This window comes from Helcococcus massiliensis (assembly GCF_900258485.1).
In the GTDB taxonomy this organism is placed as follows: domain Bacteria; phylum Bacillota; class Clostridia; order Tissierellales; family Peptoniphilaceae; genus Helcococcus; species Helcococcus massiliensis.
Window position 1 is genome coordinate 14526 of the sequence record NZ_OGVE01000001.1, and the last position, 16014, is coordinate 30539.

The 16014-nt window shown below is 32.2% G+C and carries 14 protein-coding genes and 1 pseudogene; 13 read left to right on the forward strand and 2 right to left on the reverse strand.

What is annotated here, in order from left to right:
* Nucleotides 1-3 precede the first annotated feature (3 nt).
* From C4Q29_RS00080 to eno, 9 genes are all read left to right on the forward strand, one after another.
* Nucleotides 4-2595, forward strand: coding sequence for a heavy metal translocating P-type ATPase (locus C4Q29_RS00080; protein ID WP_103980807.1), 2592 nt, complete (start codon nucleotides 4-6; stop codon nucleotides 2593-2595).
* Complete coding sequence (locus C4Q29_RS00085) at nucleotides 2582-2854, forward strand: metal-sensitive transcriptional regulator (RefSeq protein ID WP_103980808.1); 273 nt, start codon at nucleotides 2582-2584, stop codon at nucleotides 2852-2854. The genes C4Q29_RS00080 and C4Q29_RS00085 overlap by 14 nt, the downstream gene beginning before the upstream one ends.
* Nucleotides 2855-2877: 23 nt before the next feature.
* Nucleotides 2878-3345 (forward strand): tRNA (cytidine(34)-2'-O)-methyltransferase, encoded by a 468-nt coding sequence (locus C4Q29_RS00090; protein WP_103980809.1) that lies wholly within the window; start codon nucleotides 2878-2880, stop codon nucleotides 3343-3345.
* A gap of 3 nt (nucleotides 3346-3348) precedes the next feature.
* Nucleotides 3349-4275, forward strand: a complete 927-nt coding sequence (locus C4Q29_RS00095; protein ID WP_103980810.1) for an NAD(P)/FAD-dependent oxidoreductase — start codon at nucleotides 3349-3351, stop codon at nucleotides 4273-4275.
* Between the two features lie 185 nt (nucleotides 4276-4460).
* A complete protein-coding gene (gene gap / locus C4Q29_RS00100) occupies nucleotides 4461-5459 on the forward strand; it encodes a type I glyceraldehyde-3-phosphate dehydrogenase (RefSeq protein WP_103980811.1) in 999 nt (332 codons plus the stop codon).
* 15 nt (nucleotides 5460-5474) lie between these two features.
* Nucleotides 5475-6668, forward strand: a complete 1194-nt coding sequence (locus tag C4Q29_RS00105; RefSeq protein ID WP_103980812.1) for a phosphoglycerate kinase — start codon at nucleotides 5475-5477, stop codon at nucleotides 6666-6668.
* 13 nt (nucleotides 6669-6681) lie between these two features.
* Entirely contained in the window at nucleotides 6682-7431 is a 750-nt protein-coding gene (gene tpiA / locus C4Q29_RS00110; RefSeq protein WP_103980813.1) for a triose-phosphate isomerase, read from the forward strand.
* 20 nt (nucleotides 7432-7451) lie between these two features.
* The gene (gpmI, locus tag C4Q29_RS00115; RefSeq protein ID WP_103980814.1) at nucleotides 7452-9011 is read left to right on the forward strand and encodes a 2,3-bisphosphoglycerate-independent phosphoglycerate mutase; all 1560 of its coding nucleotides are present in this window, start codon (nucleotides 7452-7454) and stop codon (nucleotides 9009-9011) included.
* A gap of 5 nt (nucleotides 9012-9016) precedes the next feature.
* On the forward strand, nucleotides 9017-10303 hold the full coding sequence (gene eno / locus C4Q29_RS00120; protein WP_103980815.1) for a phosphopyruvate hydratase: 1287 nt from the start codon (nucleotides 9017-9019) through the stop codon (nucleotides 10301-10303).
* 65 nt (nucleotides 10304-10368) lie between these two features.
* Here eno and C4Q29_RS00125 read toward each other — a convergent pair whose 3' ends face one another.
* Nucleotides 10369-11061, reverse strand: a complete 693-nt coding sequence (locus tag C4Q29_RS00125; protein ID WP_103980816.1) for an LrgB family protein — start codon at nucleotides 11059-11061, stop codon at nucleotides 10369-10371.
* Entirely contained in the window at nucleotides 11061-11411 is a 351-nt protein-coding gene (locus C4Q29_RS00130; protein WP_103980817.1) for a CidA/LrgA family protein, read from the reverse strand. Before C4Q29_RS00130 ends, C4Q29_RS00125 begins: the two co-directional genes overlap by 1 nt.
* A gap of 93 nt (nucleotides 11412-11504) precedes the next feature.
* On the opposite strand from C4Q29_RS00130, the pseudogene C4Q29_RS00135 reads away from it, so the two are divergent.
* The 4 genes and pseudogenes from C4Q29_RS00135 (at nucleotide 11505) to C4Q29_RS00150 (ending at nucleotide 16010) form a co-directional block, all read left to right on the forward strand.
* A pseudogene (locus C4Q29_RS00135) lies at nucleotides 11505-12286 on the forward strand (Cof-type HAD-IIB family hydrolase).
* 9 nt (nucleotides 12287-12295) lie between these two features.
* Entirely contained in the window at nucleotides 12296-13924 is a 1629-nt protein-coding gene (locus C4Q29_RS00140) for an alpha-amylase family glycosyl hydrolase (protein WP_103980818.1), read from the forward strand.
* Nucleotides 13925-14046: 122 nt separating this feature from the next.
* Entirely contained in the window at nucleotides 14047-15126 is a 1080-nt protein-coding gene (locus tag C4Q29_RS00145; RefSeq protein WP_103980819.1) for an ABC transporter ATP-binding protein, read from the forward strand.
* Entirely contained in the window at nucleotides 15126-16010 is an 885-nt protein-coding gene (locus C4Q29_RS00150) for a carbohydrate ABC transporter permease (RefSeq protein WP_103980820.1), read from the forward strand. The genes C4Q29_RS00145 and C4Q29_RS00150 overlap by 1 nt, the downstream gene beginning before the upstream one ends.
* Nucleotides 16011-16014: the final 4 nt, after the last annotated feature.

The window sequence follows — 16014 nt, forward strand, 5'->3', positions numbered from 1 at the left end:
ATTATGAAACAAAAATTTGATATAGAAGGTATGACTTGTGCTAATTGTCAGTTGACAGTTGAAAATGCGGTGAAGAAATTAGGGGCAGGAGAGGTTAATGTATCCCTTTTGACTAATATGATGGAAGTTGAATCGGACTTAAAAGAAGAGGACATTATTAAGGCGGTCTCTGATGCTGGCTATAAGGCCATATCCAAAAATAAAGAAAACAAGAAAAATAAAGTTAAAAGTCCTAAAGAAATTTATGATAAACAAAAAAATGATATGAAAAAGAGATTGAAGGTTTCAATACCTTTTATGGTATTACTCATGTATGTTGCCATGGGGGATATGGTAAATCTTCCTACACCAAATGTTCTAAAAGGCTATGAAGGAGCTGGGTTATTTGCCTTTGTTCAATTACTTTTAAGTTTACCAATCCTTTATGTAAATAGGGCCTATTTCCAAACAGGTTTGAAGTCTCTATATAAAAAACATCCAAATATGGATTCCCTTGTTGCTATAGGATCTGGTGCGGCATATGTCTATGGCATATATGCAATTATAATGATCAACTATGGCTTAGGTATAGGATCAAATGACATAGTAATGGAATATGTCCATGATTTATACTTTGAAGCTGGAGCTATGATTTTAACCTTGATAAGTTTTGGTAAGTACTTGGAAGTTAGGTCAAAGTCAAAAACAAGTGATGCTATCAATAAACTTATTGAAATACAGGAAGATACAGTAACTGTAGTTGTAGATGGAGTTGAAAAAACTATAGATGTAGAAGACTTAAAAATAGGCGATATTGTAAAGATATTTCCTGGAGAAGTTATTGTTGTTGATGGTCTTTTAGTAAATGGGGCATCTTTAGTTGACACATCTGCAATAACTGGTGAATCAATGCCTGTTGAAGTTAATGAAGGTGATGAATTAATAGCAGGATCAGTAAATACAACTGGTACATTTTTAATGGAAGCTAAAAAAGTAGGGAATGATACTACAGTTTCTAAAATAATAGAATTGATGGAAGAAGCCTCTGCTAGCAAGGCACCTATTTCTCAAATGGCAGACAAGGTATCATATATATTTGTGCCTACAGTAATTGCTATATCAATCATTTCCTTTATAGTATGGATGCTTGTAGGAGCTAGTTTTACCTTTGCTTTTTCAATAGCTATAGGTATTTTAGTTATTTCATGTCCATGCGCCTTGGGACTTGCTACACCTGTTGCTATGATGGTTGCTAATGGTAAGGCTGCTGAGAATGGGATTTTAGTAAAAAATTCTGAATCATTAGAGATATTAAATAAGATTGATACTATTGTTTTCGATAAGACAGGAACAATAACTCAAGGAAATCCAGCCTTGAAGGATATAGTTTTATTAAATAATTCTGATTTGGAAGAAACTTTACAAATAGCAAAGTCCTTAGAAGCTAATTCCCAACATCCTTTAGCCCTAGCAATATTAAATTATGCCAATGAAAGGTCAATAGATACTATAGAAAACAAAAACTTTGATTCAATAACCGGTATGGGAGTAAAAGGGGAAATAAAAGGAAGTGAATATTTTATTGGTAATGATAAACTACTTAAAGAGTATAGTGGTTTAAATGATGGTCAATTAAAGCAGGTATTAGATTTAGCTAGTGATTATTCTAAAGAAAATAAGACTACAGTATTCTTATTTAGCGAGAGTGAAGCCATGGCAATTTTGACAATCCTTGATCCAATAAAATCAACTTCTAAAGATGCCATAAAAGATATTTCAAATATGGGAATAAAGACAGTGATGCTTACAGGTGACAATGAAGATACTGCCAAGGCAATCTCCAAAGAAGTAAACATAGATGAATACAAGGCAGGTTTGTTGCCACAAGACAAGGATCAGATAATACAAGACTTGCAAAAAGATGGAAAGTTAGTTGCCATGGTTGGAGATGGAATCAATGATGCTCCATCACTTATGAGATCTGATGTAGGAATAGCTATTGGAGCAGGTACAGATGTTGCAATAGAATCAGCAGACCTAATTCTTATAAAGTCAAACCTACAGGACATAGTTTCAGCTATAAAACTATCTAAAAAAACAATTAGAAATATAAAGGAAAATCTTTTCTGGGCCTTTATTTATAATATAATTTCAATTCCTCTTGCTATGGGTATCTTTTATCCAAGTTTTGGAGTAAAACTTAACCCTATGGTTGGAGCCTTTGCAATGACAATGTCATCCTTATTTGTTGTAGGTAATTCATTAAGATTGAATAATTTCAAAATAGATAATAAAATAAAAGATGATGAAGATATTGACAGAAGTGAAGTTAATATTGAAAAAATAAATATTGATAAATTAAATAATATAAAGACTAAAGAAGAGGAAGGTAATAATATGAATAATGTATTGATAAAAATAGATGGTATGTCATGCCTACATTGTAAAAAGACAGTAGAAAATATTTTGTTTAAGTATGACGACAATGCAGAAATTTCCTTGGAAGACAAGAGTGCTAGATTGAAAAAGACAAAAGACTTTGACCAAGAAAAAATAGTGAAGGCTATAGAAGATGCTGGATATAAAGTATTGAGTGTAGAAGATGAAAGCAGATAATAAAAAAATTAAAAATAGGCTAAATAGGATAAGAGGACAAATTGATGGTATAAACAAGATGGTTGATGAGGATAAATATTGTCTAGATATTTCTGCTCAGTTGCTTGCTGTATCGTCAGCGATAAATTCTGTTAACCAGGAAATATTATCAGCACATTTGAAGTCTTGTGTTGCTGATTCCTTGACTTCTAATAATAAAGAAGAAGTTGATAAGAAAATAGATGAAATAGAAAAAATTATTAAAAGACTAAGTAAATAATTTTTTTTCATAAAAGAGGGTATATGATTAATATAGTTTTATTTGAACCGGAAATAGCAGGAAATACTGCAAATATAGTTAGGTCATGCAACCTAACTAAGAGTAATCTACATTTGATAAGACCATTTGGCTTTATTTTTGATGAAAAACACATGGGAAGAGGTGGTTTAGACTATTGGGAAGGTACCAATATTGTAATCCATGATTCTTTTGAAGATTTTATGGAAAGTGTAGAGGAAGGAGCGAATGTCTTCTTGTCTACAACCCATACTAATAAGTTTTATACAGATGTAGAATATAAGGATGGCGACTATATTTTATTTGGCAGTGAGTCTAAAGGTGTTTATGACTACATTCATGAAAGATTAGATAACCATGCTATAAAAATTCCTATTAGAGAAGATTCTGATAGGTCCTTAAATCTTGCTAATTCTGTAAATATAGTTTTATATGAAGCTATGAGACAATTGAACTTTAAGGGAATGAGGTAAAATATGCACGATGTAATTATTTTAGGAGCTGGTCCAGCAGGCTTAACAGCAGCCTTGTATGCTGCTAGGGCAGGCTTGGATACACTTATAATTGAAAAAGGGCAAGTAGGTGGACAAATATCTACAACCCTAGCTGTAGACAATTATCCTGGTATACTTGATGCTCAAGGTCCAGATATGTCTGAAGTAATGCTAGAACAAGCTCAAAGTTTCGGAGTAAAAAGACTTGTCGATGAGATTGTATCTATAGAATTAGATGGAGATACAAAAATATTGAAATCATCTAAGGAAACCTACAAGACAAAGGCTCTTATTTATGCAACAGGAGCTAATCCTAGAAAACTTCAAATTCCTGGTGAAGCAGAATACACAGGTAAGGGTGTAGGATATTGTGCAACCTGTGATGGTGCTTTTTACCAAGGATCTGATATTTATGTTGTAGGTGGTGGAGATGCCGCTGTTGAAGAATCAATATTTTTATCTAAGTTTGGTAAAAGAGTAATTATCCTATACAGGGGAGAAAAGTTAAAAGCTGCCCAATCCATCCAAGATAAGGCTAAAACTATTCCAAATATTGAAGTAAGATACAATGAAGAAGTTAAAGAAGTAATGGGTGAAATGTTTGCAACAAAATTAAGAGTTGTAAATAATAAGACTGGTGAAGAAAAAATATATACAGCAGAAGAGGGAGATCCAGATATAGGTTTATTCATTTTTGCTGGTTATATACCAAATACTCAATTGGTAGATGGTTTACTAGACTTAGAACATTCATATATAAAAGCTGGTGAAGATACTAAGACCAATGTTCCAGGAATCTTTGCAGCTGGGGACGTAAGAACTAAGACAGTGAGACAAGTGGTAACGGCAACCGCAGATGGTGCCGTAGCAGCACTAGCAGCAGATAAATATATTCAAAGCTTGTCTTAATATTATTATATTAAAAATAGTTAACAATTAATAAATATGACTTACGATTTCTTAACATGAAAAACTTATATTATGTTAAATAAATGTTAATCTATTGATGAAAAAAAATGACTGATGTATACTTATAGTGTATAAGTGATTAGAATCACAATATTTGCCTAGTCACGAAAAAATTAGGAGGGAAAATGAAAGTAGCAATAAGTGGTTTCGGTAGAATAGGAAGAGACGTTGCTAGAATTATATTAGAAGAAGGTAGAGATAATGTTGACCTTGTAGCTATCAATGATACAGGTGTTAAAGAAACATCTGCTAGATTGTTCAAATATGATTCATTATACGGTAAATTTTCAAAATCTATAGAACTAACTGATAAAGGTGTGAAATTTGGTGACAAAGAAGTAGTTTTTGTTTCAAATAGAAACCCTGAAGAACTTCCATGGAAGGAACTTGGAGTTGATTTAGTTATCGATTCAACAGGTGCATTCAACTCTCAAGAGGGTGGTGAAAAACACTTAAAAGCAGGTGCTAAAAAAGTTATCTTTACAGCTCCAGCAAGTGGAGTAGACAAGACTATTGTAATGGGAGTAAACCAAGATGAATATGATGCAGAAAAGCATAATGTTATTTCTAATGCGTCTTGTACAACAAATGCTTTAGCTCCATTAGTTAAAGTTTTACTGGAAGAATTTGGTCTAGAAAAAGGGTTAATGACAACAATTCATGCCTATACAGGTGACCAAAACATTCATGATAACAAGCATAAAGATCCTAGAAGAGCTAGGGCTGCAGCTTTATCACAAATTCCAACAACAACAGGAGCAGCAAAGGCTGTATCAGAAGTAATACCAGAAGTAAAGGGTAAACTTACAGGTCTTGCAGTTCGTGTTCCTACTCCAACAGTTTCTTTAGTTGATTTGACTGTTCAATTATCAAAAGAAGCATCAGTTGAAGAAATTAATGCTGCTTTCAAGAAGCATGCTGAAGGAGACTTAAAAGGAATCTTAGGTTATGCAGAAGATGAATTAGTTTCAATAGACTATCAAGGTGATAATAGATCTTCTATTTTTGATCCTTACTTAACTTATGCTATAGGTGACCTAGTAAAGGTTATATCTTGGTATGATAACGAATGGGGTTATTCATCAAGAGTTGCTGATTTAGCAGAATATGTTGCATCAAAATAGTTTTTCATAGGAGGAATAATGAAAAAAACATTAAAAGACTTAAATGTAGAAGGTAAAAAAGTTTTAGTTAGAGTTGATTTTAACGTACCTTTCTCAAAAGAAAATAAAAAAGAAATTACAGATGATTCAAGAATAGTTGCAGCTTTACCAACTATCAAATACTTAGTTGAAAATAATGCTAAAGTTATTTTAATGAGTCACTTAGGTAGACCAAAGGGTGAAGCAAATCCTGATTTTTCTTTAGAACCAGTAGCTGAAAGACTAGCTGAACTATTAAATGGAGTAGAAGTTAAATTCTTAGACTCTGATGTAGTTGTTGATGACCATGTTAAAGAAGAAGTTGCTAAATTAGAAGAAGGTCAAGTAGCTTTATTACAAAATACTAGATATAGAAAAGAAGAAACAAAGAATGGTGAAGAATTTGCTAAAGAATTAGCATCACTTGCTGACCTATATGTAAATGATGCCTTTGGTACATCACACAGAGCTCACGCTTCAAACGTTGGTGTTTCAGCAATCTTACCTTCAGCTTTAGGTTTCTTAGTTCAAAAAGAAGTAGAAATCATGGGTGGAGCATTAGAAAATCCAGAAAGACCATTTGTTGCTATCTTAGGTGGTGCAAAGGTATCAGACAAAATTGGAGTTATTGAAAACTTGATTGAAAAAGTTGATAGAATTCTAATTGGTGGTGGTATGGCTTATACTTTCTTGAAAGCACAAGGCCATGAAATAGGTAAGTCATTATTAGAAGAAGATAAGATGGACTTAGCTTTAGATTTAGTTAAAAAAGCAGAAGAAAACAATGTTGAATTATTATTACCAATTGACTTTGTAGTAAGTCCTGATTTTGGTGAAAATGCTAAGGGTACTGTAGTAGAAGAAATACCTGCAGACCAAGAATCATTAGATATTGGACCAAAAACAATTGACCTATTTGTATCAAAAATTAAAGATGCTAAGACAGTAGTATGGAATGGACCAATGGGTGTATTTGAATTCCCAGAATTTGCTAAGGGAACAAATGCTATTGCTAAGGCATTAAAAGAATCAGATGCAACTACAATCGTTGGTGGTGGTGACTCAGCATTAGCTGTTGAAAAAGCTGGTTATAAAGATGATATAACACATGTTTCAACAGGTGGTGGTGCTTCATTAGAATTATTAGAAGGTAAAGAATTACCTGGTATTGCAGCTGTAGAAGATAAATAATATAGGAGGAATGATGAGAAAACCAATAATTGCCGGTAACTGGAAGATGAATAAATCATATTCAGAAGCTAAGGTATTATTAGATGAAATTAAAAATTTAGAATTGAATGATGACGTTGAGGCTGTTGTATGCCCACCTCACATAAATTTAGCTTTAGCTAAAGAACTATTAAAGGGCACAAATGTTAAAGTGGGAGCACAAAACTCACATGATAAGGATTCAGGGGCTTATACAGGAGAAGTATCTCCAGCATTTTTAGAAGACTTAGGTGTTGAATATGTAATATTGGGTCATTCAGAAAGAAGAGAATACTTTGGTGAATGTGATAAATTCATTAATTCAAAAGTAAAAGCAGTTTTAGGTCACAACTTATCACCTATTTTATGTGTTGGCGAAACTCTAGAAGAAAGAGAAGCTGATAAGGCAAAAGACAAGGTTAAAACACAAATTGAGGCAGATCTTGAAGGAGTTGATGCTAAAGAATTTGATAAAGTTGTAATAGCATACGAACCAATTTGGGCTATAGGTACAGGTAAAACAGCTTCAGCAGATGATGCAGAAGAAATGTGTGCTTATATAAGAGAATTAATCAAAGAAAACTTTGGTGAAGAAGCAGCAGAAAAAGTTAGAATCCAATATGGTGGATCTGTAAAACCTGACAATGTATCAGAAATAATGTCAAAAGAAAATATTGATGGTGCCTTAGTAGGTGGAGCAAGCTTAGAAGCAGAATCATACCAAGCTTTAGTAAATTTTAAGTAAAAAGAGAACCGAGGAAAATGATGAGTAAGAAAGCAATGCTAATTATTATGGATGGCTGGGGATATGGTAAAGACTATGAAGGTAATGCCGTATTAAAAGCAAATACTCCAGTTTTCGATAGTAATTTAGAAAAATATCCAAATACTTCAATTAAGGCAAGTGGCCTAGATGTTGGACTTCCTGAAGGTCAAATGGGAAATTCAGAAGTAGGACATATGAACATTGGTGCCGGAAGAATTATATACCAAGACCTTACACAAATATCAAAAGATATAGAAGAAGGTATATTCTTCAAAAATGAAAGCCTAGTAAAGACTGTAAAACAAGCAAAAGAAACAGGTAAAGCCCTACATTTAATTGGACTTTCATCATATGGTGGGGTGCACTCTCACCTAACACATCTTTTTGCTTTACTAAAATTAGCTAAAGAAGAAGGCTTAGATAAGGTGTATGTACATGCTATCTTAGACGGTAGAGATGTATCTCCTACATCAGCTATTTCAGATATTAAAGATCTACAAGATAAGATAGATGAAATAGGTGTAGGTAAAATAGCTACAGTAATCGGTAGATACTATGCGATGGATAGGGATAAGAGATGGGAAAGAACTCAATTAGCTTATGATGCTATAACTTTAGGTGAAGGAAAGAAAGTTCATGATCCACTTAAATCTATCCAAGAAGAATATGACAAATCAACCCAAGAAAAGAATACAACTGATGAATTCATGACTCCAACCGTAGTAGTTGATAAAAATGATCAGCCAGTTGCAACAGTAAATGATGGTGATTCAATTATATTCTTTAACTTTAGACCTGACAGAGCAAGACAATTAACAAGAGCCTTAGTTGATGAAAACTTTGATGGTTTTGAAAGAAGAAAAAGAGTTCATACAAACTATGTATGTATGACAACTTATGATGCAACAATTGAAAATGTTGAAATTGCTTATCCACCAAAAAATATTGAAAAAACTTTCGGCGAAGTGGTTTCAAAAGCAGGCAAGACTCAATTAAGAATGGCTGAGACAGAAAAATATGCTCACGTAACATTCTTCTTAAATGGTGGAGTTGAACAACCATATGAAGGTGAAGATAGAATCTTAGTACCTTCTCCAAAAGTTGCAACATACGACTTAAAACCAGAAATGTCAGCTCCAGAATTAGCTGAAAAGGCAATTGAAAGAATCACAACTGATAAACCTGATGCAATAATATTAAACTTTGCAAATCCAGACATGGTTGGACATACAGGTATCATCCCTGCAGCAGTAAAGGCTGTAGAAACAGTTGATGAGTTGGTAGGAAAGATAGTAGAAGCAGGTTTAGAAAATGGCTATGAATTCATAGTAACAGCTGACCACGGTAATAGTGAGCAATTGATTGACTTTGAAACAGGAAAACCATACACCGCACATACTACAAACTTAGTACCAGTAATTTATATTGCAAAAAACACTAAAAATGTTACACTAAGAGAGGGTGGTAGATTAGCAGATTTAGCACCAACATTATTAGATATATTAGGAATCGATAAACCTGAACTTATGACAGGTGAATCATTAATTAAAAGGGGGTAATAACCATGGGTTATATTACAGATATTTATGCAAGACAAGTTCTAGATTCAAGAGGAAATCCAACTGTTGAAGTTGAAGTATTTACAGATTTAGGCGGATTCGGTAGAGCATTAGTTCCATCAGGAGCTTCAACAGGACAATTCGAAGCTGTTGAATTAAGAGATGGTGACAAATCAAACTACCTAGGTAAAAGTGTTTTAACAGCAGTTGACAATGTAAACACAGAAATTGCTGAAGAAATTATCGGATTTGATGTATTTGAACAAGTTGCTATTGATAGAGCAATGATCGAATTAGACGGTACACACAACAAGGGTAGATTAGGTGCTAACGCAATATTAGCAGTTTCAATGGCTGTAGCAAGAGCAGCAGCTGATGAATTAGGTATTCCACTATATAACTATGTTGGTGGATTTAATGCTAAAGTTTTACCAGTACCAATGATGAATATCTTAAATGGTGGTGAACACGCAGACAACAACGTAGATATCCAAGAATTTATGGTTATGCCAGTAGGTGCAGAATCATTTGCGGATGCTTTACAAACAGGTGCTGAAATCTTCCATAGCTTAAGATCAGTATTACAAGCATCAGGTCACAACACAGCTGTTGGTGATGAAGGTGGATTTGCTCCAAACTTATCATCAAACGAAGAAGCTTTATCAACAATCGTTGAAGCTATTGAAAAAGCTGGATACAAACCAGGTGAAGATGTAATGATCGCAATGGACGTTGCTTCATCAGAAATGCTAGATGAAAACGGAAACTACAACCTAAAAGGTGAAGGCGTAGTTAAGACAAGAGAAGAAATGGTAGACTGGTATGAAGAATTAATAGCAAAATACCCAATTATTTCTATCGAAGACGGTCTTGATGAAGAAGACTGGGATGGTTGGAAGTTATTAACAGATAGATTAGGTAAAAAAGTTCAATTAGTTGGTGACGACTTATTTGTAACAAATACTGAAAGATTATCAAGAGGTATCGAAGGTGGAGTTGCAAACTCAATCCTAATCAAGGTAAACCAAATTGGTACATTAACAGAAACATTAGACGCTGTAGAAATGGCTGCAAGAGCAGGATACACATCAGTAATTTCACACAGATCAGGTGAAACAGAAGATACAACAATTGCTGACTTAGCAGTAGCATTAAATGCAGGTCAAATTAAGACAGGTGCTCCATCAAGAACAGATAGAGTTGCTAAATATAACCAATTATTAAGAATTGAAGATGAATTATATGATACAGCTCAATTTAGAGGTAAAGATTCATTCTTTAACTTAAAATAGTTTGTATAGATAATTAAAAAAGTAGGACATGGTATAAATTACCATGTCCTTTTTCATTGATATTTCTAATATAAATTTACAAAAAATGAAATCACTAAGGCTGTTAATATTCCACTTACAGAAAGTGATAGAGATGCAATAGCACCTTGTTTTTCACCAAGTTCAAAAGCCTTTGAAGTCCCCATAGCATGGGCAGATGAGCCAAGGGCTATACCTTGGGCTACAGGACTTGTTATTTTGAATATCTTAAAAATATAATCACTTATGATTGAACCAAATATGCCGGTTAAAATTATTATTATAATGGTTATTGGAACTATTCCGCCAAACTGTTTACTTAAAACCATTCCTATAGCTGATGTGATTGATTTTGGTAGTAAGGATACATAATTTTCATGGCTTAGCTTAAAGAGAATGGCAAGAGGTAGTACTGTCATAGCTGAGGTGATTAAGCCAGATATTATACCTGCAGAAATCGCTTTAAAATCTGTTTTTAGTATATGTAAGTTTTCATATAGGGGAACAGCCAAACAAACAGTTGTAGGTGTCAATAAATATGAGATATACTGGCTTCCTTTGGTATAATTTTGATAGTCTATATCTCCGATTAGCAAAACTCCGATTACTAAAAGTATAGATACCAGTAGTGGGTTTAATATGGTTAATTTTGTTTTCTTTTTTAGTATTAATGCCACGTTATAGGCTATAAAGGTTAGGCTGATACCAAAAAATATATTTGATGTGATTATTTCTTTCATTATTGATCTCTTTTCTTAGTTAATGTTTGTGTTATTTTTCCGGAAACAATCATTACAATTGTCGTACTTACCATGATCACGAGGGAATAGGCAAGTATATTTTCTTTGAATAGGGGCCATACAGCTATGATACTTATGGCTGGACCTACAAACATTATTGACATATTATTTATTAAAAAAGTTGATGTTTCTTTGACATCTTCAACCTTTATAATTTTTGTGATTAACAATAAAAGCAATATGATAAGTCCATATACACTGGCGGGTATTGGAAAATCAATAAGTGTATTTAATAATTCACCAATAAAAGATATAGCGAATATTATAGTGAATTGTTTCATATAGTTCATAATAAACTCCTTAAGTTATGATATGATTATAATAACCTATTTTTAATATAAAGTGAAAGGAATTTTATGGAAATTAAAGTTGTTGCTACAGATATGGATGGTACATTCTTATCTGATGATAAAAAATATAATAAAGAAAAATTTAAAAAGGTATTTGAACATTTTGAAGAAAATGATATAAAGTTTGTTGCTATAAGTGGTAACCAATACTATCAAATAAAAACTTTTTTTGAAGATTATAGCGATAAAATCACAATAGTTGGTGATAATGGGTCAGTATTTTTTGAAAATAATCAAAAAATAAGGGTTGAATCCATGCCAAATGATGTTGTAGAAATGATCCTGCATTATCTATCAGATAAGGGATATGACCAAGACATGCTACTAGATGCTGAAAAAACTGCCTATATGTTGAAAGATATGGATTCAAATTACCAAAAGAATTTTATGTTTTACCATGAAAAGGTAGAATTGGTTGATTCATACTTCCCATTAAGAGATGATAATTATACAAAATTTACCTTCAATACAGATGTTGATGAGACTTATGGGGTTATAGACCATTTAATGTCTTCTTATGGTGACTATATCCAAGCTGTTACTTCTGGTAATGGTAATATAGATATAATTAACAAAGGAACAAATAAGGGATCTGCGATGAAGTATTTATTAGATAAATGGGATATAAGCCTGAAAATTTAATGGCCTTTGGAGATGGAGACAATGATCTTGAAATGCTTGAATTGGCAGGTCTACCATATTCTATGCCAAGGGCTAGTGAAAATGCTCATAGGATTGCTGGAAAAACTAAATATTCAAACAATGAAGATGGTGTATTAAATCAGATAATTGAATACTTTGATATAGAAATATAGGTGCTGCACATGAAATTAATTAAAAAACTTTCTATATTTTTATTAACTATATTATTAATTTTTAATAGTGGAGTAAATGTATTTGCTGAAAAAGAAAATAAAGAAATAGTTTTGGATGAAGAAATTATCTATATGGTTTTGACAGACAGGTTTTATGATGGGGATGAATCAAACAATAATCCTCGCAATATTGAAGGCTCTTACGACAAAGATCACTTAGAAGCCTACCATGGTGGAGACTTTAGGGGAATTATTGAAAAGATTGATTATCTAAAGGAATTAGGTATTACAACTTTATGGATTACACCTATAGTTAAAAATATTGAAGCCAATATGATGGAAAATGATAATGGTAAGCAGTATGGCTACCATGGATATTGGGCTGAAGACTTTACTGAATTAGATCCCCATTTAGGTAATGAAGAAGATTTGAAAGAATTAATTGACCTTCTACATGAAAATAATATAAAACTTATGGTTGATGTAGTTTTAAATCATTCAGGATACGGAACAAAAAACCAAGGACCTTTTGTAGGTATGCATAGGGAAGAAAGCAAAACTGGCGATATAGAATCTGAACTTGCAGGTTTACCAGATTTTAAAACAGAAGATAAAGAAGTAAGAGATAAAATTATTAAATGGCAGGTTGATTGGTTAAAAAAATTAAAAACTGATAAGGGAAATAGCATTGACTATTTCAGGGTTGATACTGTTAAACATGTAGACCATCAAACTTGGATTGATTTTAAATCTGCAGTTTTAGAAGAAGATAAAGATTTTAAAATGATTGGTGAAAATTTTGGAGCTTCTGTATTTAACCATGGTGGTTACTTAAGTCCTGAAATGATGGATTCACTGTTAGATTTTGAATTCAAGGATATAGCTAAAAATTATGTAAATGGAAGGATAGAAGATTCAGAAAAATCACTTATAAAAAGGAACCAAGCAATAAGTGAAGAAAAACAAATGGGACAATTCTTATCATCTCATGATGAACATGGTTTCTTGAAAATGAAACTTGGTGGAAATGTAGATAAGTTTTTACCAGCAGTATCCTTGCAATTGACAGCTAAAGGACAACCTGTAATCTATTATGGTGAAGAAATTGGGATGTCTGGTCAAAAAGATGACTTTAGTAAGGGGATATATAGTGAAAATAGGGCGGATTTTGAATGGGATAAAGTGAAAAATAATCCTATATTAGATCATTACAAGAAATTGATAGCTATAAGGAATGCCTATGCTGATATTTTTGCTAAAGGTGATAGGAAGACTATATATGCAGATAAAAAGGTATCAGTATTTTCTAGATCTTACAATGGTAAAGATATTTATGTTGCTTTAAATACAAGTGACCAAGACCAAGAAGTGACATTTGCTATTGATGATAAAGATATCAATTTAATAGATGTCTATGGCAATAGAAAAATTAATAAGAAGAATAATGAAATCACAGTTAAAATACCAGCTAATAATAAAGCTGGAACGGTGATTATGGTAGCAGATGATGATATAGCTGCAAGTTTAAAGACAAGTGATAATTCTATAATAGGTCAATACAAAATACATATATTGATAGTTATAGTGTTGTCGGCTATTTTAACTACTTTCTTTATATGGAAAAATAAGAAAAAATAATAATTTTTAATGGATTTTAGATTAAGCTAAGGTCCATTTTTTTTGTCAAAAGACCTAATATTTATTATACTAAATATGTGTCCAAAGATAACTCTGTTAAATAAAAGGACTGAGAGGTAATAATGATTGAAATCAAAAATTTAAAAAAGGTTTTTGATAATGGTTTTGAAGCGTTAAAAAGCATAAACCTTAATGTAGAAGAAGGTGACTTAGTTTGTTTACTAGGACCATCAGGTTGTGGTAAATCAACTATATTAAACTTAATATCAGGCTTATTAGATCCTACAGAAGGAGAAATTAAGTTTGATGGTAAATCTATTGTGGAACTACATCCAAAAGATAGGGGAATAGGACTTGTATTCCAAAACTATGCCCTTTATCCTCATATGACTGTTTTAGAAAATGTTATGTTCCCACTTACAGTTGGAAAAAACAAAAAATCTAGAAAAGAAGCAGAAGAAATTGCAAGAAAATATATGAAGATAACAGATATAGAAGAACTTGAAGATAAAAAGCCAGGAACTATGTCTGGTGGTCAGCAACAAAGGGTTGCTATCACAAGAGCCCTTGTGCAAAATCCAAGAGTTTTGCTTTTAGATGAGCCTTTAAGTAATCTAGATGCTAGATTAAGATTAAAAATAAGAGAAGAAATTAGAAGATTAGTAAAAGAGATTGGTATAACAACAATCTTTGTAACCCATGACCAAGAAGAAGCCTTATCAATAAGTGATAAGATTGTTCTTATGGATGAGGGTGTTGTACAACAATATGATATACCACACAACCTATACTTAGAACCAGCAAACTTATTTGTTGCTAAATTTATGGGTAATCCTGTAATCAATATTTTTGAAAGCAAGTACGAAAATGGTGTATTAAAAGCTGGGGAATTAAATATTAAATCATCTAAATTAAATCAAGAAAAATTTAAAACTCAGCTAGAAGAAAATAAATCATACTTTATTGGTATAAGACCAGAATACTTCTTAATGAGTAAAGATGATGAAGATGCAATTGATATTGAAGTAGAATCAATAGAGTTAATTGGTAAAGATTGTATAATAAACTTTGAATTAGCAGGTAAATTCGCCAAAACTATTATAGACTCAGACCATAGGGTAAGTCCTGAAGATAAGTTAAGACTTACTGTTGATTATGACAATATATACTTGTTTGAAAAGGATGGAAAGAGGATATACTAATGAAAAAATTATTTAGATATAGGGCTGAGAACTCACCGAGAGGTTGGTTATTCTTAGCTCCAGCACTAATATTTATTGCTATATTTAATGTTACACCTCTGATTAGAACATTTGTTATAGCCTTTCAAAAGGGGACATTGAACAATCCGGAATTTGCAGGTATTAGCAATTTCCAAAGAGTTTTAGCTGACCCGGTTTTTCATAAGGCTATAAGGAATACAGCTTTATATGCATTTATAGTTGTTCCAGCAGGTATGGTTATTTCTTTATTTATAGCCATGTCTATTCATAAAAGAATGAAATTGAAAAAGGTTTGGGAATCAATATTTTTCCTACCTTACCTTACATCTATGATTGCGATTGGTATAGTATTTAGATTTTTATTTAACCAAGACTATGGTTTAATAAATTATCTATTAGGGTTATTTGGTGTTTCAAATATTAACTGGTTGAACTCACCAGAAATGTCAATGACAACTGTTATAATCTTTGGTATATGGATGGGATTAGCCTTTAATATTATAATTTTATTAACAGGTTTAAGAAATATTGATGACTCTTACTATAAAGTTGCAGATATGTTTGGGGCAACTAAGAGAGAACAATTCTTTAGAATTACTCTACCACAACTTATTCCAACTATAACATTCTTATTATTAATGAATTTTATTTCTGCATTTAAAATATATGGACAAGTCTTTTCACTCTTTAATGGTAGACCAGGGGTAGCAAACTCTGCTACAACAGGAGTGTTCTATATATTTACAGAATTCTATACTAATAATAATTATGGTAAGGGTATGGCTGCAGCAGTTATATTATTTGTAGTTATTCTAATATTTACATTAATTCAAAGATTAATAATGAAGAAAATATCAAAGTAGGTGA

Coding starts and splice junctions, on each gene's coding strand:
- C4Q29_RS00080 (WP_103980807.1), top strand. CDS start 4: ATGAAACAAAAATTTGATATAGAAGGTATGACTTGTGCTAATTGTCAG.
- C4Q29_RS00085 (WP_103980808.1), top strand. CDS start 2,582: ATGAAAGCAGATAATAAAAAAATTAAAAATAGGCTAAATAGGATAAGA.
- C4Q29_RS00090 (WP_103980809.1), top strand. CDS start 2,878: ATGATTAATATAGTTTTATTTGAACCGGAAATAGCAGGAAATACTGCA.
- C4Q29_RS00095 (WP_103980810.1), top strand. CDS start 3,349: ATGCACGATGTAATTATTTTAGGAGCTGGTCCAGCAGGCTTAACAGCA.
- gap (WP_103980811.1), top strand. CDS start 4,461: ATGAAAGTAGCAATAAGTGGTTTCGGTAGAATAGGAAGAGACGTTGCT.
- tpiA (WP_103980813.1), top strand. CDS start 6,682: ATGAGAAAACCAATAATTGCCGGTAACTGGAAGATGAATAAATCATAT.
- gpmI (WP_103980814.1), top strand. CDS start 7,452: ATGAGTAAGAAAGCAATGCTAATTATTATGGATGGCTGGGGATATGGT.
- eno (WP_103980815.1), top strand. CDS start 9,017: ATGGGTTATATTACAGATATTTATGCAAGACAAGTTCTAGATTCAAGA.
- C4Q29_RS00125 (WP_103980816.1), bottom strand. CDS start 11,061: ATGAAAGAAATAATCACATCAAATATATTTTTTGGTATCAGCCTAACC.
- C4Q29_RS00130 (WP_103980817.1), bottom strand. CDS start 11,411: ATGAACTATATGAAACAATTCACTATAATATTCGCTATATCTTTTATT.
- C4Q29_RS00140 (WP_103980818.1), top strand. CDS start 12,296: ATGAAATTAATTAAAAAACTTTCTATATTTTTATTAACTATATTATTA.
- C4Q29_RS00145 (WP_103980819.1), top strand. CDS start 14,047: ATGATTGAAATCAAAAATTTAAAAAAGGTTTTTGATAATGGTTTTGAA.
- C4Q29_RS00150 (WP_103980820.1), top strand. CDS start 15,126: ATGAAAAAATTATTTAGATATAGGGCTGAGAACTCACCGAGAGGTTGG.